This window comes from Paenibacillus sp. FSL P2-0121 (assembly GCF_037975345.1).
GTDB classification, from domain to species: domain Bacteria; phylum Bacillota; class Bacilli; order Paenibacillales; family Paenibacillaceae; genus Paenibacillus_AQ; species Paenibacillus_AQ odorifer.
In genome coordinates this window covers 1,828,500-1,853,945 of record NZ_CP150245.1, presented here as the reverse complement: position 1 = coordinate 1,853,945, position 25,446 = coordinate 1,828,500, and the positions used below count along the sequence as shown (strand labels likewise).

Here is a 25,446-nt window from a genome sequence, read left to right as displayed (position 1 = left end):
TTAAGTTTGTTATCCTTTAACAGAACCCAGCATCACCCCTTTAGCGAAATGTTTTTGCAGAAATGGGTACACACATAAAATTGGTAGAGTACCTACTACAATAACCGCCATTTTAATCGACTGCTCCGGTGGCTGCACAAAGCTTGGATCCATAGAACTCATATCGCCAGCCGCAGATTGGGATAACATTACGATCTGTCGCAGCATCACCTGCAAAGGCCATTTTGTCGGATCCGTAATATAGAGCAGTGCCGAGAAGAAATTGTTCCAATGTCCCACAGCATAGAACAACGTAAATGTAGCGAGAACCGGTTTGGATAAAGGAAGGACTATCTTCCACAACAAGCCCAGCTCAGAACAACCATCAATACGCGCCGCTTCTTCCATTTCTATAGGCAGCTCCTGAAAAAAGTTTTTGACAATAATCAGGTTAAAGGCGCTAATTGCTCCCGGTAAAATAAGAGAATTGAGCGTATCCAGCAAATGCAGCTCCCGAATGACGAGATAGGTTGGAATCATTCCTCCACCGAACAGCATCGTAAAAATAACAAGGTTGAGTACCAAATTACGGCCCATCAGATATCGTTTTGCCATCGGATAAGCCATAGTTACCGTGAAGAATAAATTAACGACAGTTCCGATTACCGTAACATAAATAGAAACCCCTATACTGCGCATAATCGTATCTGTTGAAAAGATAAATCGGTAGGCGTCAAATGAAATCGTGGTCGGGATCAGGAATACGGCACGTTTAGTAATTTCCGCATCTGTAGCGAAGGAGCCCGAAACCACAAAGAGGAAAGGGAGAATCGCTACGATTCCAATAATCCCTAAAAATATATAATTGAATATATCAAATGCAGTTCCACCCGTACTCTTGTATTGTTTGGCCACAGCAAGCTTCTCCCTTCTCAATAAAGTCCAGATTCACCAAATTTTTTGGCGATCCAATTCGTCCCGAGCACAAGCGTCACACCGATTATTGATTTAAATAATCCAACAGCCGTGCTGTAACTAAAAGCTCCCTGGGTAATCCCCAGTGCGTATACATAGGTATCGAACACCTCACCTACTTCACGATTAAGAGCATTCATCATTAAATAAATTTGTTCAAAACCGTTATCCAAAATCGTTCCCATCCGAAGAATAAGTAAAATAACGATTGTACTGCGAATAGCAGGCAACGTAATATGCCAAATCTGCCGCCACCGGTTCGCACCGTCTACTACCGCAGCCTCGTATTGCTCCACATCTACACCGGCCAGTGCTGCCAGGAATATAATCGTCCCCCAACCGCACTCCTTCCAGATCGTCTGGAGAATAATCAATGGACGGAACCAGTCAGGATTAGCTAGAAAGTCTATTTTCCTGCCTGTAAACGTATACAAAAACTCATTTACAGTCCCGCCTTCCGTAGTTAGAAATACATAGCTCATACTGGCCACAATGACCATGGATATAAAGTGCGGAACATAAATCATCGTTTGTATCGTCTTTTTATAGAAGGAAAGCCGTATTTCGTTTAGAAGCAGTGCCAGAATAATCGGCGCCGGAAAAAAGAAAATCAAATTATAAAACGATAACAATAACGTATTGCGCAGCAGCATAAAGAAATCAGGATTCTGGAAAAAAACACGAAAATGCTCAAAACCTACCCATTCACTTTTCTGAAAACCAAGAAACGGCTGGTAATTCTTAAAAGCCAGCAGCACGCCCCACATCGGAACATATTTGAAAACAAGAAAATAAAGGACTCCAGGGAGCAGCAGAATATATAACCATTTATCACGTTTAAAACGTTTCCATCTTCTTACCCGGATATTTCGATAGGTCTGCGGCTTTGGCTGTTGTTCTGAAGTTCCCGGAACTGTTACGTGCTTCATCCTGTTCACCTCCATTTGTCATGTACAGCTCGCGATTACTGTAGCCATGGATTACTGCAATCACCCTTACTGCGACTCCTATTATGCTGCTAGTGATTTTTTCCAGCAATCGGACTTTTTTGAACGCTTTATATAAGCTAAAAATCCCATTTTATCTAAAAAGTCCAAACCGCGCAAAAGTTTACTATTGTCCGTAAGACATTAAGCACCTATGATTCCAAGTGATGAGTTCCAGCAAATGTTTGCCTTAAAGGAGGAACTGAATTGAAGAACAAGCTATACTACGGTGCTGCTTGGTATCCCGAGCTATGGAGTGAAGAGGTGCTTGAGCAGGACATCCTTCTAATGAAAGAAACGGGGATTAATATCGTACGAATCGGAGAATTCATTTGGTCTGCTTTGGAGCCAGAAGAAGATAAGATTGATATCGGGCCCGTCGTGAAATATATCGAAAGGTTACATAGAAACGGAATTGACACAGTAATGTGTACGCCGACACCTACCCCCCCCATCTGGCTTACTCATGGACATCCTGAGCGCTGTTATGTGGATGAAAGCGGAACGGTAATGGGACATGGAGCACGGCAGCATATCTGTACGAACAATCCTTATTTTCGTGAGCGTGCAGCCATTATTACGGAGCATATTGCCAAGGAGACCGGAGCACTGCCGGGGTTAACCGCCTGGCAGCTCGATAACGAATTCAAAGCGCATGTGGCGGAGTGTATGTGTGAGACCTGTAAAGGCTTATGGCATATCTGGTTGCAGCAGCGCTACAGCTCCATTGAAAGGTTGAATGAGGCATGGGGAACAGCCGTCTGGAGCCAAACTTATCAACGTTTTGATCAGGTGCCACAGCCAGGACCCGCACCTTTCCTCCACAATTCATCCCTGCGGACGATGTATCGCTTATTTTCAATGGAAAAGATCGCTGAATTCGCCGATGAGCAGGCTGATATTATCCGCCGCCACTGCACTGCGCCAATTACCCACAACAGCAGTGTCGCTTTTCATCTAGATAATGAGCGGCTATTTCAAAATCTCGACTTTGCTGCCTACGACACCTATGCCTCACAGGAAAATATGCATGCTTATCTGCTTAACTGTGATCTGTGGCGAAATTTCAAGCCGGGAAAAGATTTCTGGATAATGGAGACCGGACCCTCGTTTGCCGCATCTCTAGTCAGTTTTGGTGTGCCCCATCCGAATGGATATCTGAAAGCAGAAGCAGTTGCCGCCTATGCGCTGGGTGCAGGTGCATTTTGCTATTGGCTCTGGCGCCAGCATACTTCCGGAAGTGAACAAACGCATAGCTCGATCCTTAGTGCCTGGGGAGAACCAGCTCTAGGGTACGTTAATGTGCTGGAGGCCAATCAAGCACGGCGGGAAATTGAACAAATTATGCTCTCCACCCGGCCCCTTCGGGCAGATGTTGCGATTACCTATTCGGACAGAACCAAAGCTTATCTCGCAACTGAACCTCATCGGAAGCTAAATTATCGTAGTCTGCTGGGCGATTTCTACAAAAGAATTCTTCATATGGGCATTCACAGGGATCTGCTGCCCGAAGGCGGAGACTTAACCGGATACAAGCTGTTATTCACTCCGTTCGTACATTATTTGTCCCCCGAGTATGTGCAAAGTGCCCTGGCCTTCACAGCAGCTGGCGGGATTTGGATTGTCGGTCCTCTTACCGGAGGACGAACGAAGGAGCATACCCTTCACACGAATGCCGGACTTGGGGAATTGGAGCGGTTAGCAGGCGTCAAAACTAAGTTTACCTATCCGCTGGAATCAACAGGCACGATTGGACACGCTTTTGGGGTATCTGCTCCCTTGTCCTTGTGGAGTTCTGTTTTTGAACCCGTTTCAGAGTCCGTTTCCAGTATCGGAATGATTACGGAGGGGGTGACGCCGGGGTTGTCCTTCCTGACGGAGCAGCCTTACGGACAAGGCACTATTGTTATGCTGGGTTCAATGCCTGCCGGTGAAAAAGGCAACCTAATGTTATGTAAACTCATTGATCATTATGCAGAACGTGCTGGTGTTACCCTACGCAGTGATGTCACTAAGGGAACCCTTGTCTGCCCTAGAAGCGATGACCAAGCTGCCGAAGTCTGGACCCTTGTAAATATGGATGGACACGGGGGAAGTCTCACACTCCCGCGGGACGGACATGATGTTCTCTCAGGCAAATCCGTGGCCTGCGGCCCCCTCTCCCTTGGTGCATATGAGTACCGAGTAATCCGGTTATAAATACTTATCCTTGCAGCATAAAAAGCCGCTAACTCCTTGGTCACCCAAGCGGTTAGCGGCTTCGTTTCCGTTATTTTAACTTTTAATAACGCCTTTTTTAAGAATAACGTTCCCATACAACGCTTCTTCACCAGTAACTATAACTGCATAACTTTGCTTAGAACGGTTATAGAAATCAAAACGTTCCTCATGTTTAATCGTGGCTTCAGCATCATGTTTGGCGATGATTGTCTCGTATGTGGACCAGATAACCGGCACAGTTGGATCTCCTGCAACTACTGCCATAAAAGCCACCTGTTGCTCTGCGTAATGATCCAGAGGTAACAACTCTAAGATGGCATCCAGCAGTTCGGGAATACCGATGCCATCATATCTCAGTACCCTCGGATTCAACGAATGTCCGGGATAATTCGCATCAGCCAATACAAGCTCATCCCCATGACCCATCTCCATCAGAATGCGTACCAGCTCCGGAGACAGCAGCTTAGGAATTCCTTTTAACATAAGGCACCTCTTTACTTCCCATAAAATGATCGCAACGCTACCAGCTCATCAATCCGATGCTGCGGCAATTCTCTCTCCCCGCCAATCATCCGGGTAATGAAGGTGAGCTTGGCGGTATACTCAAGCCGCTCCATATTCAGATATGCTTCCATAACATCTTCTCCCCAAGTAAGGGCTCCGTGATTCTCGAGCAGGACCGCAGTTTTTTTGCCCAGGAAAGGCATCAGTGAATCTGGAATTTCTTCCGTCGATGGTGTTCCATATTCCGCCAACGGAATATCTCCGATCATAATCACCGACTCTGGCATCATCATCTTGTCGAGCGCCTCACCTTTTATGGCAAATGCAGTAGCATACGGGGGATGTGCATGGACCACACCCTTCATCTCTGGCAGCTCATTATAAATTCTTAGATGCATTTTTGCTTCCGTTGAGGGTCTGTAGCCTTCAGCTGCTTCAAGGACTTCACCTTGCAGATTCACTTTTACAAGCATATGAGGCTCTAAATATCCCTTACTCACCGCTCTGGGGGTAGTCAGAATTACATTCTCTGATAAGCGAGCAGAAATATTCCCATCATTAGCCGCAATAAAATCTTTATTAAACAGGTTTCTCCCGATATCACAAATCTGCAAACGTAATTTTTGTTCTAAGGTATCCATAGGGTTTCTCTCCTCGTATCCTATTTTTCACAAACCTTCACCAAAGAAGGCAGATATGTCTTAAAGGCAAAAGATCTTTCCACTACCTGCTTGCCCCCGGAGATTTCCAGTTCCCCTAGGGCAGCCAGTTGAATAATTACATTGCCAATTGCACTGGCTTCCACAGGCCCCGCTACAACTTTTCTCCCCGTAATATTAGCGGTAAGCTGACAGAGCAGTTCATTCTGAATCCCACCACCGACCATATGAATGATATTGATTTTTTTGCCGGTGATCTCTTCCATTTCGTCAATCGTATGGCGATAGGACTCTGCTAAGCTCTCAAGTATGACGCGTATAATCTCAGCTTTCGTATAAGGGGCTTGCTGGCCTGTTCGTTCGCAATATTCTCTAATCCGTTGGGTCATCACACCGGGTGTACTGAACAGCTCGTCATTCGGATCAATAATTGCTGGAGCATGATTTATGGTTTCGGCTAGCTCAACCATTTGGCCTTGGCTGACGTATTTTCCCGCTTCGGCCCAATTCCTTTGCAGCTCCTGCAAAATCCATAGTCCCGTTATATTTTTGAGCAAACGATTAGATTGGCCGTAACACTGCTCATTTGTGAATCCGTATTCATAGCTTTTCTCTGTAATGACAGCTTTAGGCGTCTCCATGCCCACTAACGACCATGTACCACAGCTAATAAATGCTGCATCTTCCTTTAGAGAATAAGGAATAGAAGCTACTGCTGAAGCCGTATCATGAGAAGCACCCGCAATTACCTCCATTGAACCTACGCTAAGCTCCTCTTGAATTACCGGAAGGATAGAACCAATAACCGTTCCCGCTTGAACCCGTTGTGGCACTAGACCAACCGGGATATTAAGCCTGCTGAATACTTCAGTGGAGACTTTACCAGATACAGCGTCCATTAAGCCACTTGTACTCCAAATCGTGCTTTCTGCTGCCGCGATACCAGAGAATAAATAGTGGAACAGGTCTGGCATCATTAAAATAGTATCTGCGATCTCTAGCAGAGAATCATTATCCTGAAAATCAGCAAACAGCTGATAAACTGTATTAATTAAGCTCGGTTGAATACCTGTAATGCTAAATTGCTCCCTTGGTGGAAGCAGCGCCTCCAACCCTAGACGATGACTTCCCATTCTCCTATCCCTATAATGATGGGGGGAATAGAGCAACATCCCTCTTTTATCAATAAAACCGTAATCGACTCCCCACGTATCCACGCTTAGAGACCTCAATTTTCCATGCGCCCTATAAGCTCTCTGGATTCCTTTTTTCATTTCGTGGAAGAGCTTCAAAACATCCCAATACAAATGCCCGCCAACATACACCGGCGTATTAGCAAACCGATGAATTTCTTCTATGCGAAGGGTGTTACCGTCATACAATCCCAACATCACTCTTCCGGAACTGGCGCCAAGATCCATAGCCAGAAGCTTAATCGTATCACCCATTTCAAGCACACCTGCTCCACAAGAAGATTTTAATATAGCGGTCCGAAATTCTGACAGGCTCTGTAATCTGCTCCTTCCAGATTCTCCGTCCCAAATAACGACCACACCCGTGGTCTGAAAATACGTGATTCCTCAACGTTATGCATACTTACTGGAATGCGTAAAATCGACGCCAGCGTAATCAGATCCGCCCCGATATGGCCATAACTGATCGCCCCATGATTCGCGCCCCAATTATTCATGACATCATATACCGATTGGAATGAACCACTGTTAGTTAGCTTAGGAGCGAACCAGGTCGTCGGCCATGTCGGATCTGTTCTTTGATCCAAAGTATGATGAACCTCTTCAGGCAGCTCTACAGTGTAACCTTCAACAAGCTGAAGAACAGGTCCAAGCCCCTTCACCAGGTTCAAACGAGCCATAGTAACCGGCATTCCGCCTTGGGTTAAATAATCGGTAGAGAAGCCGCCTCCCCGGAAATATTCTTGAGAAGCTGGCCGGAATTGTGTATTGCTTAGACAAGCCTCAGCCTCTTCGTCTGTAATCTCCCAAAAAGGTTTGATTGCAGGCTTACCCTCTATCCTTTGCTCACCTGTACCATCAAGCGCTGCCGAACCAGAGTTGATCAGATGCAGTATTCCGTGAGCTGCTTCTCCCTCCAATTGATGACCCGTCACTCGCTTCACAGCATCGGGACTCCAGAAGGTTCGCACATCCGCAAAGATTTGTGCTGTATTCGTAAGCAAATAATTGAACAGCATCGTTACCCCATTCAAGCTGTCATTCTCTGTCGCTACGAGATAAGGTGCACGTTTGCCGTTCCAGTCAAAAGAAGAATTCAACATCGTCTCCATGAAATCGCCGTTAGGGAAATGGTCCGTCCATTGTCTCTGGCCTTGGAAACCGCCAACAATTGCATTGTGGCCGTTAGCTTCCTCCTCAAAACCAAGCTCAGCGAGAACCGGATTGCCGATCATCAGGTCGCGGGCGATCAATGTCATTTTCACACAGGTCTCCCACTGCTTCTCTTTCTCTTCTGCACTGATTTGCAGATGCGGCGGATTATTATCGGCGCCAACTTGGCAGTTTTCTTTAGTCCACGCTAGCGCACGCTTAAATTCCTCTTTATCATAAATCTCTTCTTCAAAGCGCCGGACATATTCAGACATATCTATATATTCATTGCGCATGCCCAGATACTCTTGGAAAAACTGTTCATTCACAATGGAACCCGCAATCCCCATCGAAACAGAACCCATAGATAAATATGATTTCCCCTTCATTTGAGCAACTGCTAAGCCTGCTCTAGCAAACTGCAGCAATTTAGACTGCACATCCGCTGGAATCTCTTCACTGCTAGACTCTTGAACATCTTCACCATAGATACCAAACGCAGGAATTCCCTTTTGAGCATACGCCGAGAGAACAGCAGCTAGATACACAGCACCCGGCCGTTCCGTTCCGTTAAATCCCCACACGGCATGCGGAATGGATGTATCCATATCCATTGTCTCTGAGCCATAACACCAGCAAGGCGTCACGGTGATCGACACCCCTACGTTAGCCCCGGAGAATTTCTGAGCCGCAGCAGCAGCTTCTTTAACTCCACCGATCGTAGAATCGGCGATGATGCACTCTACAGGACTCCCATTCGGATACCTTAAATTCGCTTCAATAAACTTAGCCACCCGCTGAGCCATGCCCATCGTTTGCTCTTCCAGTGATTCACGAACGCCTCTTCTTCTGCCATCAATGGTTGGGCGGATACCAATTTTCGGATAGTTTTCTATCAATGCCGTTCCTCCTCAAGATCATCTTAGAGTCATCGTTAATAGATCTATTTCTCCTTCATCATAAAATCTGCAAGCGCTTTAGTCAACACAAAACAACATATTACCTAAACAAAAGTGTGGTTTTATGTGATATAATTATTATATATTGTGGTTTTATGTGAATATGTAATTATTTTTAGATTTAAACAACAATGTAGTACACTAGAAAGCAGACGATTTATATATAAAGGTGAGTGAATGAATGAAAGCATTTGAACGACGGGATCTAATTATTAAAGAGCTTTACAGACAGAAGAAGGTCCATGTCGCAGAGCTAGCGCAAAAATTCAACGTCTCGGAAGAGACCATTCGGCGGGATCTAGATAAACTGGACAAAGAAGGTCTTGCCAAAAAAAATTATGGTGGAGCCATTCTCAACGCCCATACCAATGAAGATCCTTCCTACATCAGCAGACATCAGGTCAATATTGAAGCAAAGCGAATCATAGCCGATAATGTACTGCAATTAATCAATGATGGAGACAGCTTGGTGACGGATACGAGCTCAACGGTGTTTGAAGCCTTGCGTAGAATTATTGAGGAGAAAAATAATCTGACAATTATTACGAACTCTCTGGTGGTATTATCCGAATTTCAACACTCCGGTCAAAAGCTGATTTCCACAGGTGGAATTTTAGGCCCCGAGACCAGCTCCTTTGTTGGAAATACCGCTTCACAGACGATTCGAAAATATAATGTGGATGTAGCCATATTCAGCTGTAAAGCATTGTCCATGACAGGCGGGCTAAGTGATTCAAATGAAGAAGAAAGCGAACTGAAGGTGCTTATGCAGCAGCAGGCAAATAAAGTGGTTCTGCTCGTAGATCACTCCAAATTTGACCGGACTGCGTTCATTAAGTTGTTCAGCTTTGATAGAGTGGATTATATCGTTACAGATCAGAAGCCTTCTGAGGAATGGACCGATTTCTTAAATAATTACCATGTATCTCTTATCTATGCGCCCGCTGAGTGATCAGCAGGTGCATAGATAAAGAGAGATAATAACTTTATAACTTAGTTGTTTAAAAGCCCCCTTTCCAAGACGACCTTCAGCCATTCCCCAGCAATCAGATCATGCCCGGCAGTCGTCGGATGAACGCCATCCCACAGCCAGTAGGCTGCTTCTGCTCTCTCCGCAGCTGCATTGAAAGCATCCTGTAAAGGTACATAGACCGTATCAAATTGCTCAGACAGCTGCTTAACCACTCCCTGATAATGTCTAATCTTCGCTTCCCATTCTGACCACTGTTCAGCTGGAGCTCCGGTATTTAAAATAAAAGGCTCACATAAAATCAGCTTCGTATGTGGCAGAACTTCACGTGTTTCTTCAAGTACATGACGGTAAGCGCGTTCAAAACGGTCCGTAACTCCACTTGGTTCCCCTTTCATCATTCTCCAAATATCGTTAACCCCAATCAATATACTAATGATGTCAGGCTGCAAGCTAATTGCATCTTCATTCCAGCGTGCATATAAATCGGAGATTCGATCTCCACTCACTCCGCGGTTATAGAATACCAGATTATCTTCTGCCCGCTCATTCCCTAGCTTGCCTCCGATGATATACGCATAGCTATGCCCAAGAATATGATTCGGGTCTTCATCACGACCCCGATTCCCATCCGTAATGGAGTCACCCTGAAATAAGATCACTTTTGATTTTTTAGTAGCTGGATTAGTCATTGAATCTTTCATCTCCTTGATTACTAGTATATTAATCATTCAACTTGAATGTCTCCTATAATACAAGTAAAGTTATCATATAGAATACAAGGAGGAAAGAGAAAAATGAAATATAGAAGACTAGGCAATTCAGGGCTCAAAATCAGTGAGATCGGACTAGGCAGTTGGCTTACATATGGAACAGCAGCAGAGCAAAAGGCAGCCGATGCTTGTATCAGCAAAGCTTTTGAATGCGGTATCAATTTCTTTGATACGGCTAATGCATATAACCGTGGTGAAGGCGAAAAAGCGATGGGTGCTGCTCTACGCTCCTATGAAAGATCATCTTATGTGCTAAGTACAAAGGTCTTTTTCCCCATGGGAGACGATGTTAATAACCGTGGTTTGTCCCGGAAGCATATTATGGAGCAATGTGAAGCCAGCCTCCGCCGCTTAGGCACCGATTATATTGATGTATATTTTTGTCATCGCTTTGATACAGAGACCCCTGTAGAGGAGACTCTACGCGCGCTGGATGATCTGACGGCTCAAGGTAAGATTCTCTACTCCGCTGTTAGCGAATGGAGCGCAGCCCAAATCTCCAATGCAGCTGGTATCAGCCGCAGACTGAACCTGCGTCCACTGATCTCGAATCAACCCATCTATAATATGTTCGAACGTTATATTGAAGATGAGGTCCTTGAAGTATCCCAGCGTGAGGGGCTGGGCCAAGTGGTCTTCTCTCCTCTAGCGCAAGGAATTCTGACTGGCAAATATAAACCGGGGCAACAACCTCCAGCAGGAACCCGTGCAGCGGATAATTCAGTTAATGGTGTGATCTCCAGCTACCTCCGTGATGATGTGTTGTCTGTGGTTGGACAGCTGGATGAACTCGCTCACAGTTTAGACCTGAAGCTTTCGCAATTGGCATTGGCATGGATTCTACGCCAGCCTGGTGTAAGTTCAGCATTAATTGGTGCCAGTAAACCAGAGCAAGTTGCAGAAAATGCTAAAGCTGTAGATACGGTACTCTCCGCAGATACTTTACAGCAAATCGAGGAGATTCTTAAGCCGGTAGCTGATTTTGCTCCTGCCAGATAACCTTTTGCACAATTGCCATATAGTACACAAAAGAGGTTGTGCCAAAAGCCATCACCATGGCTTAGGCACATCCTCTTTTTCTTTAAGAAATCAATTTAGACTCTTCGGCTTGTTCAGAAGCCTTATGGATAAAAGGCTCCAGTGGTTTCTTGAGGAGTAATGCCAGCAAGAGTGCCAGCACACCGAAGATAATCAAATAAATCACATCACGAATCGCCACTTCCGGCAGAATTCCCCCAACCGCCTCCCGCATCAGACTAATTGCATAGGTAAACGGCATATACGGATTTAATATTTGAAAAAAACGCCCAGTCGTACTAATCGGAAATGTACCGCCGGAGCTAGAGAATTGAAGCACCATGAACACGATTGCTATTCCTTTTCCCAGGTTGCCAAATACAGCGACAAGCGTAAATACAATGGTTACGAACACGATGCTGATTAACACTCCAAAAAGTACAAACCACACCTTATTCACCACATAACAGTGCAGAATAAAAATGTTGCCCAGGACAGCCACCAGCCCCTGAAGAATTCCCACCGTAAGGAAGGTCAGCAGGCGGCCAAAATACAGTTGATATCTTTTATACGTTAGCCCCCCCGTATCCACACCTGTGCGGAGAAGAGAGACAAGCAGTGTGCCTCCGACCCATAAGGAAAGTACGACATAAAAAGGAGTCATTGCTGAGCCGTAATTCGGAATGGGATATAACTTATTCTCTTTTAACACTACCGGATTGGCCAAAAAATCACTTTTGCTCTTAATATCTCCTCCGAGCAGTTGCGCAATTTCCCCCAGATCAATCTCTTCTTTAATTTGGCGGATCGTGGAGGCGGCTTTTCGAATCGAGTCTTCCAGTACTGGAAGATCATTTCTCACCAAATCTGCGGCAAGCGCCACTCCTTTGTCTGCACGGGGGAGTCCTGTACGAATCAACTCCGAGACCTGATGAACCCGCTCTTCTACAGTAGGCAGATCCTGACGCACGAAATTCGCAGCTTGCTGTATCTTTTCCCCTGCAGTAGGTAAGCTGCTCTCCAATAGCGGAAGTGTACCTCGGATGAAAGCACCAAAGCCCTGGGTCTGATCGGCAACCCCACTGGCTGCTGTGTGGACCGCTTCGCGTATAGCTGGCAAATCCTGCTGCAGACTAGCTAAGCTTGTCTGCCCGAACTCAATCGCCGACATCGTCTCTTCCAGTAGGGTACCCAGCGCGGGTATACGATCTGGCACCTGCTGCAATGCGGTGGCTGTGACATCTGCCGCCGAAGTTATTTGCTCCAGTGTATTTTTTATGGCAGGGATAGTTAACGAATCATACCCAGAGATAAGCTTCGCAATTGCCAGCTTCCCAAGACCAGACTTTAGGAACAATTGGTTAATTGCACTGGAATCAGCGTTATCCTTATTCTGAAGGTCAGCCGCCATAGCATTTACCAAGGACTTCTGACTGTTCAAAACACTGTCTACACCTTTCAATGCCGCAAGATCAGCAATAGACACTGTTTCAGGGGAAAATGTGTTCAATGCATTTAACATAGAAAGTGTGTGTTCAATCACGCTGCTTCCTGCAGCCAACTGTGCTGAGAGTACCTCCAACTGCTCACGTACAGCTTGTGGCTCGTTATCCTCTCCCTTTAACTGTTCAGCAAGCTTGACCACTGAGCTCTCCGTTTGCTGTAGGAGATTAAGATTCTGTTTGACAGCTGCTGGAACAGCTTCAAATGCAGCACTGCTCTTCTCCAAAAATTGTTGAAGCTCCAGAACAAAATCATTTCCGGCAGTGGCAATCTTTTCTGCCTCAGGCAGTGCTGTTAAGGCAGCATTAACGATTTTATGCGCTTCCGTAAGACCTTGCGAGGCCTGAGCCATGATCTGTTCAACTTCACCATAATGGTTATCAAGTTGAACGATTAGCTGTGCCGCTTCTTCAATCTTGGGCAGCTTGTCCTGTAGCCCCCCTAAATGATCTAAGGTACTCGCGATTTGCGGCCAATGCTCAGCAATTTTCTCTAAAGCCTCACCCGCTTTTTCCACCTCTGGCAGCTTATTCTCCAATGTGGAAATACGCTCTGCTGAGGCATGAATCTGCGGCCAATTTTCCTGAATTTTTAATACTCGTTTACCTGCGGTTTCAATTTCTGGCAGGCTCGCCTCTAATTTAAACAATCCTTTTTCTACCTTGCGTATAATGGGCAATTCAGATTGAAATTCCTTATCGATTTGACTTAAAACAGTAAATACCGTCTCACTAATCGTTTCCGTGAAATTCTCACTGATCTGTGTGGTGATTGAAGTGGCGCCCTTATCCGTGATTTTAGGAGCAATCGCATTTATTTTCTCATTGACGGTATATTCGATCTCTGGTTTCACAATCGTTCCTTCAAGAATTCCAGTCATTCGTTTGGAGAAATTAGCAGGGATAACAATACTGGCATAGTAGTCTCCGCGTTTGACACCATTATGTGCAGTCTCTGCATCTACAAAGGTCCAGCCCAAGTTTTTATTGCTCCGAAGACTTTCCATGACCTCATTGCCGATATTAAAATCCTTCTCCTGCACCTTAGTACCTTCATCTAAGCTGGTAACAGCAATTTTAATGCCAGAAGTATTGCTATAAGGATCCCATACTGACGCAACGTTCACCCAATCATACACGGAGGGCAATACCACCAAAGCGGCAACCAGCAATACGGCCACAGGAACTCTGAATAAGTTACGCCAATCGCTCCTATAAATCCGTAGTATTCCGCCCATTCGCTGCTCCCCCTAATCTGCATGTTTTGATATTTTAATATGCCCGAGGAGACAAGCTTTTACTATTCATTTTAGGGAACTCATGACTTCTCATTGCTTTTTAAAAAAACTTTTAAAAAAATGCAACAAAAACTGCTCTTCTCACGTAAAGAGTAATATAAAACCCGTTTAAGAAAAAACAGAGCGGGTAATAAGTTTTATACAACGTCTTACATATCTCAAGGGGGAGATTAATAATGTTTAAGAAAAAGTCAGCGTATGTGTTACCGGTTGTTGTTCTGTTGTTTCTTTCCCTCATTACTTCTGCAAGTACCGTTGGAACACGGGTAGATGCGCAAGATAGTGACAAGACCCAGCATCAAACAGTTTACTTTCATACTATTGAATCCGACCATGGCAAGCTCTCCGGTACGACCGATGAAATAAACTGGTATCAGGGTGCTGATGCCGATCGAATCTTTGCTGAAAGAGATCCAGAAGCTGCAGCAGAAATAGGCGGAGCTCCAGACAGTTATTATATTGTAAATGATGTTGATACTCTGACAACTTATCCGATTGCGGATAACGCCACAGTGACGATGCAAATTTTTGATCACACTGGCAATATGGATGACTTGGATATCAACTGGAATGAGTCCATCACCTTACAGCAATTTATGGATCAATTTAATAAAACGGATGTCATCGACTTGAGCCAGTTTCCGTATCACATCACCATTCAGGACGGCGTAATTACTTCTATCGTTCAACAATATATACCTTAAGGTGCAACATAAGAAAGAGGGTTACTCAGCAGCCATGCACATGAACTGCACCCCGTCAAGTAGACAGCACAAAAAATAAAAGTAGTTTAAGCGGCCTTAGTCCTAAATTCAATGGGACTGAGGCCGTTTAGTTTTGCCTGTAACCGTTCGTTATTGTAAAAGTGAATGTAGGTATCAATATCTGTTTGGAGTTCTTCAAAGGTCTGGTAGGTATGTAAGTAGTACTTCTCACATTTCAATGTTCCCCAGAAGGATTCCATCGGCGAATTGTCAATGCAGCAGCCTACTCGGGACATGCTTTGCTTCAGTTCTGCATCGTCCAGCATCTTTTTAAAATGCAGAGAGGTATACTGAAAACCACGGTCGCTATGGAGTAAGGTTCGGCTCTCCGGTGCTGCCTTCAAAGCTAATTCCAGTGTGTTAAAAACTAGCGAATTATTATTGGAATGACCCAGAACGTAAGCAACAATCGACTTGTCATACAGATCTTTTATTGCACTTAAATACGCCTTCTTGCCGTTGCCGTATTTGAATTCCGTTACATCCGTTACCCATTTTTGGTTTGGAGCTTCAGCCTCAAAATTACGGTTCAGCACATTCTCTGCAACCTGCTGAGGCGTGGAGCCTACATACTTCTTTCTCTTTCTGCGGATGACTGATTGGATGCCTTGGCATCTCATCAGCCGGTACACTCGCTTTGCGTTAATAGATTTATCCATTTGTCTGCGCAAATGCAGGGTCAATTGGCGATACCCAAAGGTTCGTTCCACCTTCTCATACAAGAGGAGCATAGCCTCTGTCAGTTTCTCGTTGTCAGCCTCTCGAGAACTGGGTTTGCGATTCAACCATTTGTAATAACTTGACCGTGAAATCCCTGCGATGTCACACAAAAGCCGAATGGAGCAAGACTGTTCCTGCTGTACGGCCTGAATGGCCAGGTAGATGTTCACCTGGCGAATGGTCCTTAACGCCTCCTCCTTTCGAGTTCCTCTAACTTTTTTAGAAAAGCATTCTCCGCACGCAGGCGTGCATTCTCGTATTCCAGCTTTTGCATCGCGAGTTTGTGGCGATCTGCTTCCGTAAGTTCTTCAGGCGCTTTAGTGCGTCCTCTACCGTCTCGTAACGCCTCTTCACCACCAGCTTCGTACTTCTTTACCCAGCTATATACTTGTTGGTAAGACACGTGAAAATGGCTTGCCGTCTTCGCATAGTCTTCTCTGTTCGAAAGGCAGTACAGCACGATATTTATCCGTTCCTTCCAAGTGGTTACGCGTCCTTTGGTCATAGCTTTAGTTCCTCCTGAATGAGCTGTTAAGCTGTTGCTATGACCATTATACTTCCTAATCCAGTTGGCGAGTTGGGTTGAACTTGCAATCTTATACTTGCAGATGATTTGGTTTTGCGACAATCCTCCCTCGAGATAGTCCTTAACGGCATGGAGTTTAAGTTCTGCAGAATATGTACGATTGTAGCTTCGGACTTCCAGCCCTTCGTATCCATACAATTGATAACGTTGCCGCCACTTCACTAATGAGTTTTTGGATATTCCATACTTCCGGGTCGCAGTTTTCAAACCAATGTCGCCCCGTTCAATTTCTTGGAGAATCGTTAACTTTTCCAGTGCTGTAAACTTCTTTTGTTCCATAAAAATGCTCCCCATACAGCGACAGGTTTTTATTATTTCACCTGTCTACTATATGGGGAGCATATCACACATGGCTTATAAGTAACCCTCTTTTTTTATTTCCTTAACGAATTATTGTTTAGCTGCATCCTTAACGGGAACCCCAAAATTCGGCGTACCATCTTCATTCCAATGGAAGATTTGAGCACGAGTATGACGGTTCGGGTCGTACAGCGGATCGCCGGTAATTTCTTTATAATTGCGGCAGTGGTAGATGAGTACATCTTCCCCATTTTCATTTACAGTAAAGCTGTTATGACCCGGTCCATATTGTCCATTCTCTTCATTGGTCTGGAATACCGGTTCCGGCAGTTTGGTCCATGAAGTGGCATCCAGCAGGTCGCTGTCCTCATCTGCAACCAAAAGTCCCATGCAGTAATTGAAGTCCGTAGCGCTAGCCGAGAAGCTGATAAAGATACGGCCGTTACGTTTAAGCACTGCAGCTCCTTCGTTTACCTTGTACCCAATAATCTCCCAGTCATATTCAGGAGTAGCAATCATGGTCTGAGGACCGGTTAGCGTCCATGGATTACTCATTTCCGAAATATACAGATTAGAATTCCCCTCAATATTCAGGTCCTTCTGTGCCCATACATAATACAATTTTCCTTTGTGTTGAAAGGTGGTTGCATCCAATGCAAAGGATTCCCAAGCGGTTTTTACCTGGCCTTTTTCTACCCATGTTCCTTCTAAAGGATTGGCAGATTCATTCTCAAGAGCAAACATACGGTGATCGAATAATCCATCCTTCGTCTCCGTAGTACGCGCCGCTGCGAAATAAATGTACCATTTCCCGTCAATATAATGGAGCTCTGGTGCCCAAATGTTTGCACTAAGCGGACCCGTCTCATATTTACGCCAAGCTACAACCGGTTCTGCAGCAGCCAATCCCTCGATTGTTGTTGCTCTCCGTACTTCGATCCGGTCGTATTCTGGAACAGAAGCAATAAAGTAGTAATAACCATCTGTATGTTTATATACCCATGGATCAGCACGTTGCTCCACCAATGGATTTTTATATTCTACACTCGTATTCATAATCTCTCTCCTCTATTTAAACTTTAACAATACAGAACCATGCTGTGGAAGAGTTTGAGAAATACCTTCGTTAACCACTTCCAAATCGCGGCTCTGCCATAGATCACGTATAGTGTTAGGAATTGAAACCTTAAGTTGCTCGAACGACACCTGAAGCGTTAAAGCTTCATCGCTAAGATTAAACAAAGCTACATAGTGGTTACCTTGTTCATCCTCAGATGTCCAGATCGCATGCGCCTCATTTAGCGCTACCTGACTGCCGCCTTTACCATAACGATGCAGATGAAGCACTTCCTTATTGGTCAATAAAGATAATGTCCAATCGTCATTGTCCCGAAGTTCTCCTCCAAACATTAACGGGGAGCGGAAAATACTCCATAGTGTCATCATGGTGACCTGCTCGTCATGAGTAAACCGCGTGAACCGGTCTCCCCCGCCATCTACAGAACGAATGCCCAGATGACCTAACGGCAGCATGTCACAATCCGGCCAATGGCCCGGCTGCACATAAGGAGCCCATTTCTCACAGCGCTCAAACATCCCGCGCAGCAAATGCCAATGATCCCAGTAATCATCGGTCATTCTCCAAAGGTTAGCGTGTCCGGCTAAGTGTTCAGCCTCTTCCACTGGAGCAGGTCCAGGCGAAAGACTGAGTACCATCTCGCGACCGCTGCGGTCAATAGCCTTACGGATCATAGCAACTTCTTCTTTGTGATATCCATAAATGCGAGAAGCGGCAATATCATCCACTTTCACATAATCCACACCCCAACTGGCATACAACTGGAACAGCGAGTCATAATACGCCTGACTGCCTTCTTTTGAAGCATCTACTCCATACATGTCCGTATTCCATGGACAAATAGAATTTGGATGAGCCACATCGCGTGCGGTTTGCTCAGATCCTAGAATGGCACTGGCTGCATGAGCAGCCTGACGCGGGATTCCGCGCATAATGTGTATGCCGAATTTCAAACCCAATCCATGTACATATTCAGCGAGTGGCGCAAACCCTTTGCCTCCCGCTGCGGAAGGAAACCGGTTCTCAGCAGGTTGAAGTCTGGAGTACTCATCCATAACCAGCGGTACAAAGTTGCGGTACTGCGAAGAATTTGCTCCAGGCTCATACCACTGAATATCCACAACTACATATTCCCAACCAAAGTCCTTCAAATGGGTAGCCATATATTCTGCGTTGCCTCTTACTTCTTCTTCATTTACACTGGCTCCGTAACAATCCCAACTATTCCAGCCCATCGGGGGCGTAGCAGCTAACAAATTTTGTGTGATGATTTTCACGTCCTTTTCAAAAACTTAGTATTCACTCCCAGCGAGGTGCCGAGGGATAGGGGCAAGTAGAGTCCTGCAATCTTGTTCTTACCTCTACGAGACAGCCGCAATAACGGCAAGTGCTACCAAATTGCAGGCCAGAGCAATCTCGGCAATGTTCAATACGCTGCAAATATTGCTCCTCCGGCGCTAAAGGTCTTTCTCTAGTGGCTATCTCTATTAAACGCTCCAGTTTTTCTGGGCTTATTCTCATGTTCTCATCACAGCTTTTGCAGCGACGGTTTTTTTCTTGGTTATCTGACATGATGTTATTCCAGAGTCAAGACTACCACGGAAGCAGGTGGAAGCTCGCAGCTCAGCTTTTCACCTAATAAAGACGCACCCTCAAAAGCTACTGGAGTAACTGTATCCGGTGCCTCAAACGTATTGTGCGCTCCCAGCACGGAATGCGTTAAAATCTGACCTGTCACTTTGCTAAAGCTAACCTCTTCAATACCAATACTTAGCGATGCGCTGTCATTATGGCTCAGGTTACAGAGTGAAACATATACTTTGCCATTCGTATCACGAGATGCAGAAACGCTAATCTGTGGAATTGTAAGCTCCCCAAACGTATAATCAGGGCTCTCAATAGTAACTTCAAGCAGTTCATTATCCTGATGCTCTTTGTACATTTCAAATACATGATAGGTAGGCGTTAGAATCATCTTGTCGCCCTCCGTCAGGATAAGGGCTTGCAGTACATTGACCACTTGAGCCAAATTCGCCATTTGCACACGACTGCTATGCTTTTGGAAAATATTCAGCGTTACCCCTGCTACCAATGCATCTCTGAGTGTATTCTGCTGATACAGGAACCCTGGATTCGTACCAGGTTCACTGAAGAACCAAGTTCCCCACTCATCTATAATCATTCCAACCCGCTTATCCGGGTCATATTTATCCATAACCGCTGAATGTTTAGTAATCAATTCATCCATATGCAAGGTTTTTTGCATAGTCTCAAACCATTCGGCTTCGTCAAAACCTAAAGCGTAACGTTTCTCTTCCCAGCTTCCAGGAATCGTATACGAATGAAGACTGAGACCATCCATAAACCGTCCAGCTTCGCGCATTAGCACTTCCGTCCAATTATAATCATCAACGTTGGCGCCACCAGCGATTCTATAGATCTGATTTGCACCATAATTGCGCACATATGTCTGGTAACGTCTGTACAAATCTGCATAATATTCTGGACGCATATTGCCGCCGCAGCCCCAGTTCTCATTACCTACACCAAAATACTTCAACTTCCACGGCTCTTCACGCCCATTTTCACGACGCCAGTCCGCCATCGGTGATTCGCCTTCAAAGGTCATATATTCAACCCACTCCGACATCTCCTGAACAGTGCCACTGCCAACATTCCCGCAGATATACGGTTCACAATCCAGCAACTCACATAATTCAAAAAATTCATGCGTCCCAAAATGATTATTCTCGACGACACCGCCCCAGTGCGTATTCACCATCCGCTTACGGGTTTCTTTTGGACCGACGCCATCCTTCCAATGATACTCATCGGCAAAACAGCCCCCCGGCCAACGAAGGACAGGAATATTAACTTTTTTGAGTGCTGCTAGGATGTCATTGCGGAAGCCCTTGGTGTTCGGAATCGGTGAATCTTCCCCCACATAGATCCCGTCATAGATACATCTGCCCAAATGCTCGGCAAAATGACCATATAGATATTTGCTGATCTTATTAATTCCTTTACCTGCATGTAGCTTGATCGTAGTCATCTATTCTCTTCTCCATTCTTTTGCTTACCCCAGATGGAAATTCCATTTTCATTTAATCCAGTAAATACAAGGGTCTGAGTTTCTTTCTCCCAATCCCATGACGGAAGCAATTGCACCTTCTCTATCCGGCCTTCACCCTCGACAACATCATTCCAGACCAAGGTCAGGACTCTGCATCCATCAAAAGACCAGCTTCCCTTTCCATTCGCACCTTCCAGCTTAAAGTCAGAGGATAGACTTATGACGGCAGACTGAATCTGGCCATCCGCTGGGGGGTCCATTACAATCCATTCCCACTGTCCTGCGATTAGCTGTTCTGGAATATCCTGTTCCACTTCACCCGCATACCGTTCTGGAGATACAACAGGCCAACCATCCTCTGTCCACAGAATTCGACGAACCTGTAAATAGGACCAATGTTTATCGATTTCACCACGTGCATGATGAACTATATAATAGCTGCCATCCTCATGAAGAACTGAGTTATGGCCGGGAGCTATCCAACCTGGATCTTGTCCAAAGCGATAGCCACCCAGTATTTTATTGCCGACCTCATATCGGGGTTGATGCGCACTATCAGTCATATCTCGTCCGTTATAATCCACATATGGGCCGGTAATAGTATCTGCACGAGCGACACGAACGTTATAATCCTCAAACAGGGAGTCATAGGAGACGAACAAATAGTATTTTTTGAATTGCTCGTTATACACTATGTACGGTCCTTCAACTGCTCCATCTTTAATGGTATTATCCCGTTTAGCGATCAGCGTACCAAAACCTTCTTGCTTCGGTTTGCCTGTTTCCGCATTCAGCTCAATGATATGAATTCCACCAAAAAAAGAACCATACACCATCCACATTCGCCCATCTGCATCCGTAAGCACATTGGCATCAATCGCATTCAGTGAATCTTCAGCACGCGTCTGAATCACTACACCTTCATCGGTCCAAGGTCCCTCAATAGAAGCTGAAGTTTGAAGTCCGATTAGTGATTGTCTACTTCCGAAAGATGAGGCCGAGTAATACATTCGATACTGTTCACCGTATTTCACCACATCGGGTGCCCATAAATTAGTAGCCCCTGCCCATTCCTTCGCAACTTGGGGAATTCCCGGCAGCGCATAATGAACCCATTCCCAATGGATAAGATCCTGTGATTTCCGAACCATTACGCCTGGACGTAATTCTCCTCCGACTCTTATGTCGGTAGAAAAAACATAGTAACCCTCATCTGTTTTAATAATGCCTGGATCATGTGTGTTGTGAATCGTCCATAAAGACTCGATATCAATCACTGATAGATCATACATTGGCATGTTCCCCGGGGAACTTGGAAAGACAAGATCTGATGTTTTTTTTACCATTAAATTATCACCTCAGAAATAGCAACAGATTGAACAGCAATAAATATTAAATTTAAAATGAAAAAATATGTATTCGCTTACAATATAAAATAACATATATAAAAAGCCTTGTAAATATATTTCTATAAACCTTTTTATATTTATATAAAATTAAACTCGAAATAAATGAATTATGGCGAAATAACAGCCTTTTTCTTTAGATTAATTCTTTATATGTTTAAATTTTACTAAATCAAATAAAAATCATGCCAAAAATCCCTCTTATATTCGTACATTCTACAAAATAAGGAAGTATACTTTATTTATATGCCTTATTAGTTTATAATTTTATAAAATAGTATAATTTATGACGTAATCGGAAGAAGGTATTGATAAAATGATCTATATTAAAGATTTAATGAGTGGATTAGAAATTTTTAAGGCACTAAGCTCAGAAATCAGAATCCTCATTTTAGAGCTCCTTGCCACCAATCAAGCCTTGAACCTTAATGAAATTGCCAAAAAACTGAACCTCAGCAACGGCGCCATCACCATGCATATTAAAAAGTTAGAAGAAAGCGGTCTCATTGAGATAAACACATCAGTGGGTAAACACGGTATTCAAAAGGTCTGCTATTTAAATAAGGACAAGCTTATTGTTGACCTTCGCAGCAAGGATGTTGATAATCTTTACGAAGTAGAAATTCAAGTAGGTCATTACAGCAACTATCAGGCTGTTCCAACTTGTGGACTGGCTACCAAAGACAGCATCATCGGGGATTTCGACGAGCCGCGTTATTTTGCAGATCCGCAGCGAATTGAATCCGAAATTATTTGGATGGCTGAAGGGTTCCTCGAATATAGAATTCCGAACTACCTTAAAGCCAACCAAACGTTCCGCGAAATTCAGTTCTCGATGGAGATCGGCTCTGAAGCTCCTGGGTCTAACGATAACTATCCGTCCGACCTTTATTTCTATTTAAATGGAATTGAAATCGGATTCTGGACTAGCCCTGGCGATTTCGGAGATACCCGGGGAACATTTAACCCCGATTGGTGGCCTCCGCACCTAAACCAATACGGTATGCTGAAGCTGATCCGTATCAATAATGAAGGCAGCTTTATTGATGGCTGTCGGATTTCTGACGTGACCCTTGATGATATCCAATTGGATTACAAAAGTGAACTCACTTTCCGTATCGCAGTAACCGACAAGCCTACAAACAAACGTGGACTCACGATTTACGGAAAACATTTCGGCAATTATAGCCAGGACCTACTGGCACGTGTGTTGTATGATGTACATGAAGTTGGAGAGGGCCTCCCTCGTAACGCTGTTATAATAGCAGAGTAACCCCGCTTAAATAAAAAGACCCTAGATTCAGCTAACGCTGATTTAGGGTCTTTTTGTGCTTCGTATATTTTTTCGATATTGAACCATAATAACTTTGTCTCCCAAACCACCGAGAAGGAGTGTTTCGAATGCGTGAAGGTCTAATTCCCGCTGTTCTTGGAACCGTCGTAACCGCTTCTAGCGCCGCTTTTCTTGGAAGCAAGTATAAGATGGCAGCAACAGGCGTACTTGGATTTGGTCTGGCTCATGTCGTATTGGGTGCCATTGATCTGTTTGAGCATCGGTAAGGATTGGAAGATGCCGGGTGGTATGAACACTGCCCGGTTTATTTTGTATTTCTTATGTTGGCGCAATTACAAGCTGCTCCAACAGATGATGTCATAAAAAAACAGCGCTTCTCCTGATATCGGAGAAGCGCTGTTTATGATTGGGTCTCTGGCTGGTTGCTCCAACCTTGTCTCCATCATCTCACGTGGCTTACGTGGCTTACGTGGCTTACGTGTCTTACGCGGCTTACGTGACTTACGTGACTTACGCGGCTTACGTGGCTACGTGGCTTACTGGCTTACGCGGCTTACGTGGCTTACGTGACTTACGTGGCTTACGCGGCTTACGTGACTTACGTGGCTTACGGACCCAGATGACGTTATTTGCATATTTTTAGCTCTTGGAGCATGTTTTCGGACTCCAGTGACGCTATCCATTGGAAAAAGACCAATATTGGACGTTTTTCAAGCCAATAGCTGCAATGGAGTCCGATAGCACCCAAAATATTGGAAAATGCTGCGTATAAGGTCCGCTGGGTCCGATCGCTACTACTAATACGTATATCTGATGGTAGTTGTGCATGCATGCGTGTTGGGTAGTGAAAACCCACACGCTTCCGTAAAGGGTAATGCATGAGCATTCGATAGCGGGAATCCACACGCTTCCGCAATCGGTAATGCATGAGCATTCGAGAGCGGCAACCCACACGCTTCCGCAATGGGCATATATGAGCATTCGAGAGCGGGAACCTACACGCTTCCGCAAAGCGGCAATATATGAGCATTCGAGAGCGAGAACCCACACGCTTCCGCAAAGCGGCAATGCATGAGCATTCAATAGCGAGAACCTACTTGTTTCCGGCAGCGTCAACCTATGTGCTTCTAACAGCAGCATTCCACTCGCTTCCGCCAGCAATAAGCTAAAGTCAAAAAAAGGGGCTGTCCCAGCAGCTATTTTCATAGCTTATGGGACAGCCCCTCTTAACATTTTGAATAATTATTTTATAGCTACATAAAATAATCGTTCAGCATCATCTTCTGCCTCTACCCACTCGAAATCGGCGTAGATCTTCACATCACTAAACCCAGCCTTAAGCAGCTCTTCCTTCATCCAGTTAGGATCGTAGGCGCGCTGAATATGGGTCTCTTCGAATCGGCGATAGCGTTCGCTATGTCCGTCTTCACGGGCAAAAATGGACAGATGATGTTCAATTTCGCGGCGTGGAACATCCATCTCACAAGTCCAAATATAAGAAACAGATGGCTCGTCCAGAATAAAGGGCTGTTCTTCTTCATAACGAATTAGTGTGTTTGGATGATGCACATCGAACAGGAAGGTTCCGCCTTGCTTTAACCCTGCATAGGTACTGGCAAAAACAGCGCTGATGTCATCCTCTTCCAACACATAATTCAGACAATCACAAAAGGAAATTACAGAATCCACCAGCTCCGGAAGCTCCCATTCCTTCATGTTTTGTCTAATCCAACGAACACTGCCTTCGCGCAAAAAACGCCGTCCCTGGGGATGCTCCTCCATTTTGCGCTGTGCCACTGAGAGCATATCAGAAGATAAATCGATTCCGGTCATATGATATCCTGAACCCGCCAAAGGAATTGTAATACTTCCAGTTCCGCAGCCAAGCTCGGCTACAGTTAACGGCTTGCCGTATTTACTCCATGCGGCTTCAGCAAAGGATATCCAATCTGGATACGGCATATCTGCCATAAGCTCATCGTATACATAAGCAAATTTCCCATAGGAAGACACAATTACACCGCTTTCTATAACAACA

21 protein-coding genes are annotated in these 25,446 nt (G+C 44.9%); 6 read left to right on the top strand and 15 right to left on the bottom strand.

The window, feature by feature from the left end; genetic code table 11:
- Positions 1 to 9: 9 nt before the first annotated feature.
- The gene (locus MKY54_RS08210) at positions 10 to 894 is read right to left on the bottom strand and encodes a carbohydrate ABC transporter permease (RefSeq protein ID WP_076130713.1); all 885 of its coding nucleotides are present in this window, start codon (positions 892 to 894) and stop codon (positions 10 to 12) included.
- A 17-nt stretch (positions 895 to 911) separates the two neighbouring features.
- Positions 912 to 1,883: a sugar ABC transporter permease gene (locus MKY54_RS08205; RefSeq protein WP_076142502.1), complete on the bottom strand. Its 972-nt coding sequence runs from the start codon at positions 1,881 to 1,883 to the stop codon at positions 912 to 914.
- 264 nt (positions 1,884 to 2,147) lie between these two features.
- Here MKY54_RS08205 and MKY54_RS08200 point away from each other — a divergent pair, with 264 nt between their 5' ends.
- Positions 2,148 to 4,139, top strand: a complete 1,992-nt coding sequence (locus MKY54_RS08200) for a beta-galactosidase (protein ID WP_339190158.1) — start codon at positions 2,148 to 2,150, stop codon at positions 4,137 to 4,139.
- Positions 4,140 to 4,214: 75 nt separating this feature from the next.
- Here the strand turns inward: MKY54_RS08200 and fucU are convergent, their stop codons facing one another.
- Genes fucU through MKY54_RS08180 form a run of 4 tightly spaced genes read right to left on the bottom strand, consistent with a single transcriptional unit; the run spans position 4,215 to position 8,567 of the window.
- Positions 4,215 to 4,643, bottom strand: coding sequence for an L-fucose mutarotase (fucU, locus tag MKY54_RS08195; protein ID WP_076138304.1), 429 nt, complete (start codon positions 4,641 to 4,643; stop codon positions 4,215 to 4,217).
- A gap of 11 nt (positions 4,644 to 4,654) precedes the next feature.
- A complete protein-coding gene (locus tag MKY54_RS08190; protein ID WP_038569477.1) occupies positions 4,655 to 5,305 on the bottom strand; it encodes a class II aldolase/adducin family protein in 651 nt (216 codons plus the stop codon).
- A 20-nt stretch (positions 5,306 to 5,325) separates the two neighbouring features.
- Positions 5,326 to 6,771, bottom strand: coding sequence for a rhamnulokinase family protein (locus MKY54_RS08185; RefSeq protein ID WP_339190156.1), 1,446 nt, complete (start codon positions 6,769 to 6,771; stop codon positions 5,326 to 5,328).
- 29 nt (positions 6,772 to 6,800) lie between these two features.
- Positions 6,801 to 8,567, bottom strand: a complete 1,767-nt coding sequence (locus MKY54_RS08180) for an L-fucose isomerase (protein WP_076277111.1) — start codon at positions 8,565 to 8,567, stop codon at positions 6,801 to 6,803.
- 241 nt (positions 8,568 to 8,808) lie between these two features.
- Between MKY54_RS08180 and MKY54_RS08175 the strand changes: the two genes are divergently transcribed.
- Complete coding sequence (locus MKY54_RS08175; protein WP_076130709.1) at positions 8,809 to 9,579, top strand: DeoR/GlpR family DNA-binding transcription regulator; 771 nt, start codon at positions 8,809 to 8,811, stop codon at positions 9,577 to 9,579.
- Positions 9,580 to 9,620: 41 nt separating this feature from the next.
- Here the strand turns inward: MKY54_RS08175 and MKY54_RS08170 are convergent, their stop codons facing one another.
- On the bottom strand, positions 9,621 to 10,328 hold the full coding sequence (locus tag MKY54_RS08170; protein WP_076185293.1) for an SGNH/GDSL hydrolase family protein: 708 nt from the start codon (positions 10,326 to 10,328) through the stop codon (positions 9,621 to 9,623).
- A gap of 66 nt (positions 10,329 to 10,394) precedes the next feature.
- Here MKY54_RS08170 and MKY54_RS08165 point away from each other — a divergent pair, with 66 nt between their 5' ends.
- On the top strand, positions 10,395 to 11,369 hold the full coding sequence (locus MKY54_RS08165; RefSeq protein WP_076280513.1) for an aldo/keto reductase family protein: 975 nt from the start codon (positions 10,395 to 10,397) through the stop codon (positions 11,367 to 11,369).
- 82 nt (positions 11,370 to 11,451) lie between these two features.
- Here the strand turns inward: MKY54_RS08165 and MKY54_RS08160 are convergent, their stop codons facing one another.
- Positions 11,452 to 14,127 (bottom strand): YhgE/Pip domain-containing protein, encoded by a 2,676-nt coding sequence (locus MKY54_RS08160; RefSeq protein ID WP_339190154.1) that lies wholly within the window; start codon positions 14,125 to 14,127, stop codon positions 11,452 to 11,454.
- Between the two features lie 236 nt (positions 14,128 to 14,363).
- On the opposite strand from MKY54_RS08160, the gene MKY54_RS08155 reads away from it, so the two are divergent.
- Positions 14,364 to 14,891: a hypothetical protein gene (locus MKY54_RS08155; RefSeq protein ID WP_076185295.1), complete on the top strand. Its 528-nt coding sequence runs from the start codon at positions 14,364 to 14,366 to the stop codon at positions 14,889 to 14,891.
- A gap of 86 nt (positions 14,892 to 14,977) precedes the next feature.
- Here MKY54_RS08155 and MKY54_RS08150 read toward each other — a convergent pair.
- From MKY54_RS08150 to MKY54_RS08125, 6 genes are all read right to left on the bottom strand, one after another.
- A protein-coding gene (locus MKY54_RS08150) for an IS3 family transposase (RefSeq protein WP_339189271.1) occupies positions 14,978 to 16,536 on the bottom strand; the annotation gives its coding sequence in 2 pieces (ribosomal slippage) (positions 14,978 to 15,903 and positions 15,903 to 16,536; 1,560 coding nt in all).
- A gap of 111 nt (positions 16,537 to 16,647) precedes the next feature.
- Positions 16,648 to 17,613 (bottom strand): family 43 glycosylhydrolase, encoded by a 966-nt coding sequence (locus tag MKY54_RS08145; protein ID WP_339190152.1) that lies wholly within the window; start codon positions 17,611 to 17,613, stop codon positions 16,648 to 16,650.
- A gap of 12 nt (positions 17,614 to 17,625) precedes the next feature.
- Positions 17,626 to 18,903, bottom strand: coding sequence for a glycoside hydrolase family 27 protein (locus MKY54_RS08140; protein WP_143759877.1), 1,278 nt, complete (start codon positions 18,901 to 18,903; stop codon positions 17,626 to 17,628).
- Between the two features lie 31 nt (positions 18,904 to 18,934).
- A complete protein-coding gene (locus MKY54_RS08135; protein ID WP_339190151.1) occupies positions 18,935 to 19,207 on the bottom strand; it encodes a DUF6171 family protein in 273 nt (90 codons plus the stop codon).
- A 4-nt stretch (positions 19,208 to 19,211) separates the two neighbouring features.
- Positions 19,212 to 20,687: an alpha-N-arabinofuranosidase gene (locus MKY54_RS08130; RefSeq protein ID WP_339190149.1), complete on the bottom strand. Its 1,476-nt coding sequence runs from the start codon at positions 20,685 to 20,687 to the stop codon at positions 19,212 to 19,214.
- On the bottom strand, positions 20,684 to 22,000 hold the full coding sequence (locus MKY54_RS08125) for an arabinan endo-1,5-alpha-L-arabinosidase (RefSeq protein ID WP_339190148.1): 1,317 nt from the start codon (positions 21,998 to 22,000) through the stop codon (positions 20,684 to 20,686). The genes MKY54_RS08130 and MKY54_RS08125 overlap by 4 nt, the downstream gene beginning before the upstream one ends.
- A gap of 430 nt (positions 22,001 to 22,430) precedes the next feature.
- Between MKY54_RS08125 and MKY54_RS08120 the strand changes: the two genes are divergently transcribed.
- Positions 22,431 to 23,387 carry a winged helix-turn-helix transcriptional regulator gene (locus MKY54_RS08120; RefSeq protein ID WP_036675692.1) on the top strand — a complete coding sequence of 319 codons (957 nt, stop codon included), beginning with the start codon at positions 22,431 to 22,433 and terminating at the stop codon, positions 23,385 to 23,387.
- A 128-nt stretch (positions 23,388 to 23,515) separates the two neighbouring features.
- Positions 23,516 to 23,674: a hypothetical protein gene (locus MKY54_RS08115; protein WP_036675694.1), complete on the top strand. Its 159-nt coding sequence runs from the start codon at positions 23,516 to 23,518 to the stop codon at positions 23,672 to 23,674.
- A 976-nt stretch (positions 23,675 to 24,650) separates the two neighbouring features.
- Here the strand turns inward: MKY54_RS08115 and MKY54_RS08110 are convergent.
- A complete protein-coding gene (locus MKY54_RS08110; RefSeq protein WP_339190146.1) occupies positions 24,651 to 25,421 on the bottom strand; it encodes a class I SAM-dependent methyltransferase in 771 nt (256 codons plus the stop codon).
- Positions 25,422 to 25,446: the final 25 nt, after the last annotated feature.

What these genes read in the sequence shown, in the direction of transcription:
- MKY54_RS08190 (WP_038569477.1), bottom strand. Translation starts at nt 5,305, where the DNA reads ATGGATACCTTAGAACAAAAATTACGTTTGCAGATTTGTGATATCGGG.
- MKY54_RS08115 (WP_036675694.1), top strand. Translation starts at nt 23,516, where the DNA reads ATGCGTGAAGGTCTAATTCCCGCTGTTCTTGGAACCGTCGTAACCGCT.
- MKY54_RS08165 (WP_076280513.1), top strand. Translation starts at nt 10,395, where the DNA reads ATGAAATATAGAAGACTAGGCAATTCAGGGCTCAAAATCAGTGAGATC.
- MKY54_RS08145 (WP_339190152.1), bottom strand. Translation starts at nt 17,613, where the DNA reads ATGAATACGAGTGTAGAATATAAAAATCCATTGGTGGAGCAACGTGCT.
- MKY54_RS08135 (WP_339190151.1), bottom strand. Translation starts at nt 19,207, where the DNA reads ATGTCAGATAACCAAGAAAAAAACCGTCGCTGCAAAAGCTGTGATGAG.
- MKY54_RS08160 (WP_339190154.1), bottom strand. Translation starts at nt 14,127, where the DNA reads ATGGGCGGAATACTACGGATTTATAGGAGCGATTGGCGTAACTTATTC.
- MKY54_RS08205 (WP_076142502.1), bottom strand. Translation starts at nt 1,883, where the DNA reads ATGAAGCACGTAACAGTTCCGGGAACTTCAGAACAACAGCCAAAGCCG.
- MKY54_RS08175 (WP_076130709.1), top strand. Translation starts at nt 8,809, where the DNA reads ATGAAAGCATTTGAACGACGGGATCTAATTATTAAAGAGCTTTACAGA.
- MKY54_RS08155 (WP_076185295.1), top strand. Translation starts at nt 14,364, where the DNA reads ATGTTTAAGAAAAAGTCAGCGTATGTGTTACCGGTTGTTGTTCTGTTG.
- MKY54_RS08125 (WP_339190148.1), bottom strand. Translation starts at nt 22,000, where the DNA reads ATGTATGATCTATCAGTGATTGATATCGAGTCTTTATGGACGATTCAC.
- fucU (WP_076138304.1), bottom strand. Translation starts at nt 4,643, where the DNA reads ATGTTAAAAGGAATTCCTAAGCTGCTGTCTCCGGAGCTGGTACGCATT.
- MKY54_RS08170 (WP_076185293.1), bottom strand. Translation starts at nt 10,328, where the DNA reads ATGATTAATATACTAGTAATCAAGGAGATGAAAGATTCAATGACTAAT.
- MKY54_RS08120 (WP_036675692.1), top strand. Translation starts at nt 22,431, where the DNA reads ATGATCTATATTAAAGATTTAATGAGTGGATTAGAAATTTTTAAGGCA.
- MKY54_RS08130 (WP_339190149.1), bottom strand. Translation starts at nt 20,687, where the DNA reads ATGACTACGATCAAGCTACATGCAGGTAAAGGAATTAATAAGATCAGC.
- MKY54_RS08185 (WP_339190156.1), bottom strand. Translation starts at nt 6,771, where the DNA reads ATGGGTGATACGATTAAGCTTCTGGCTATGGATCTTGGCGCCAGTTCC.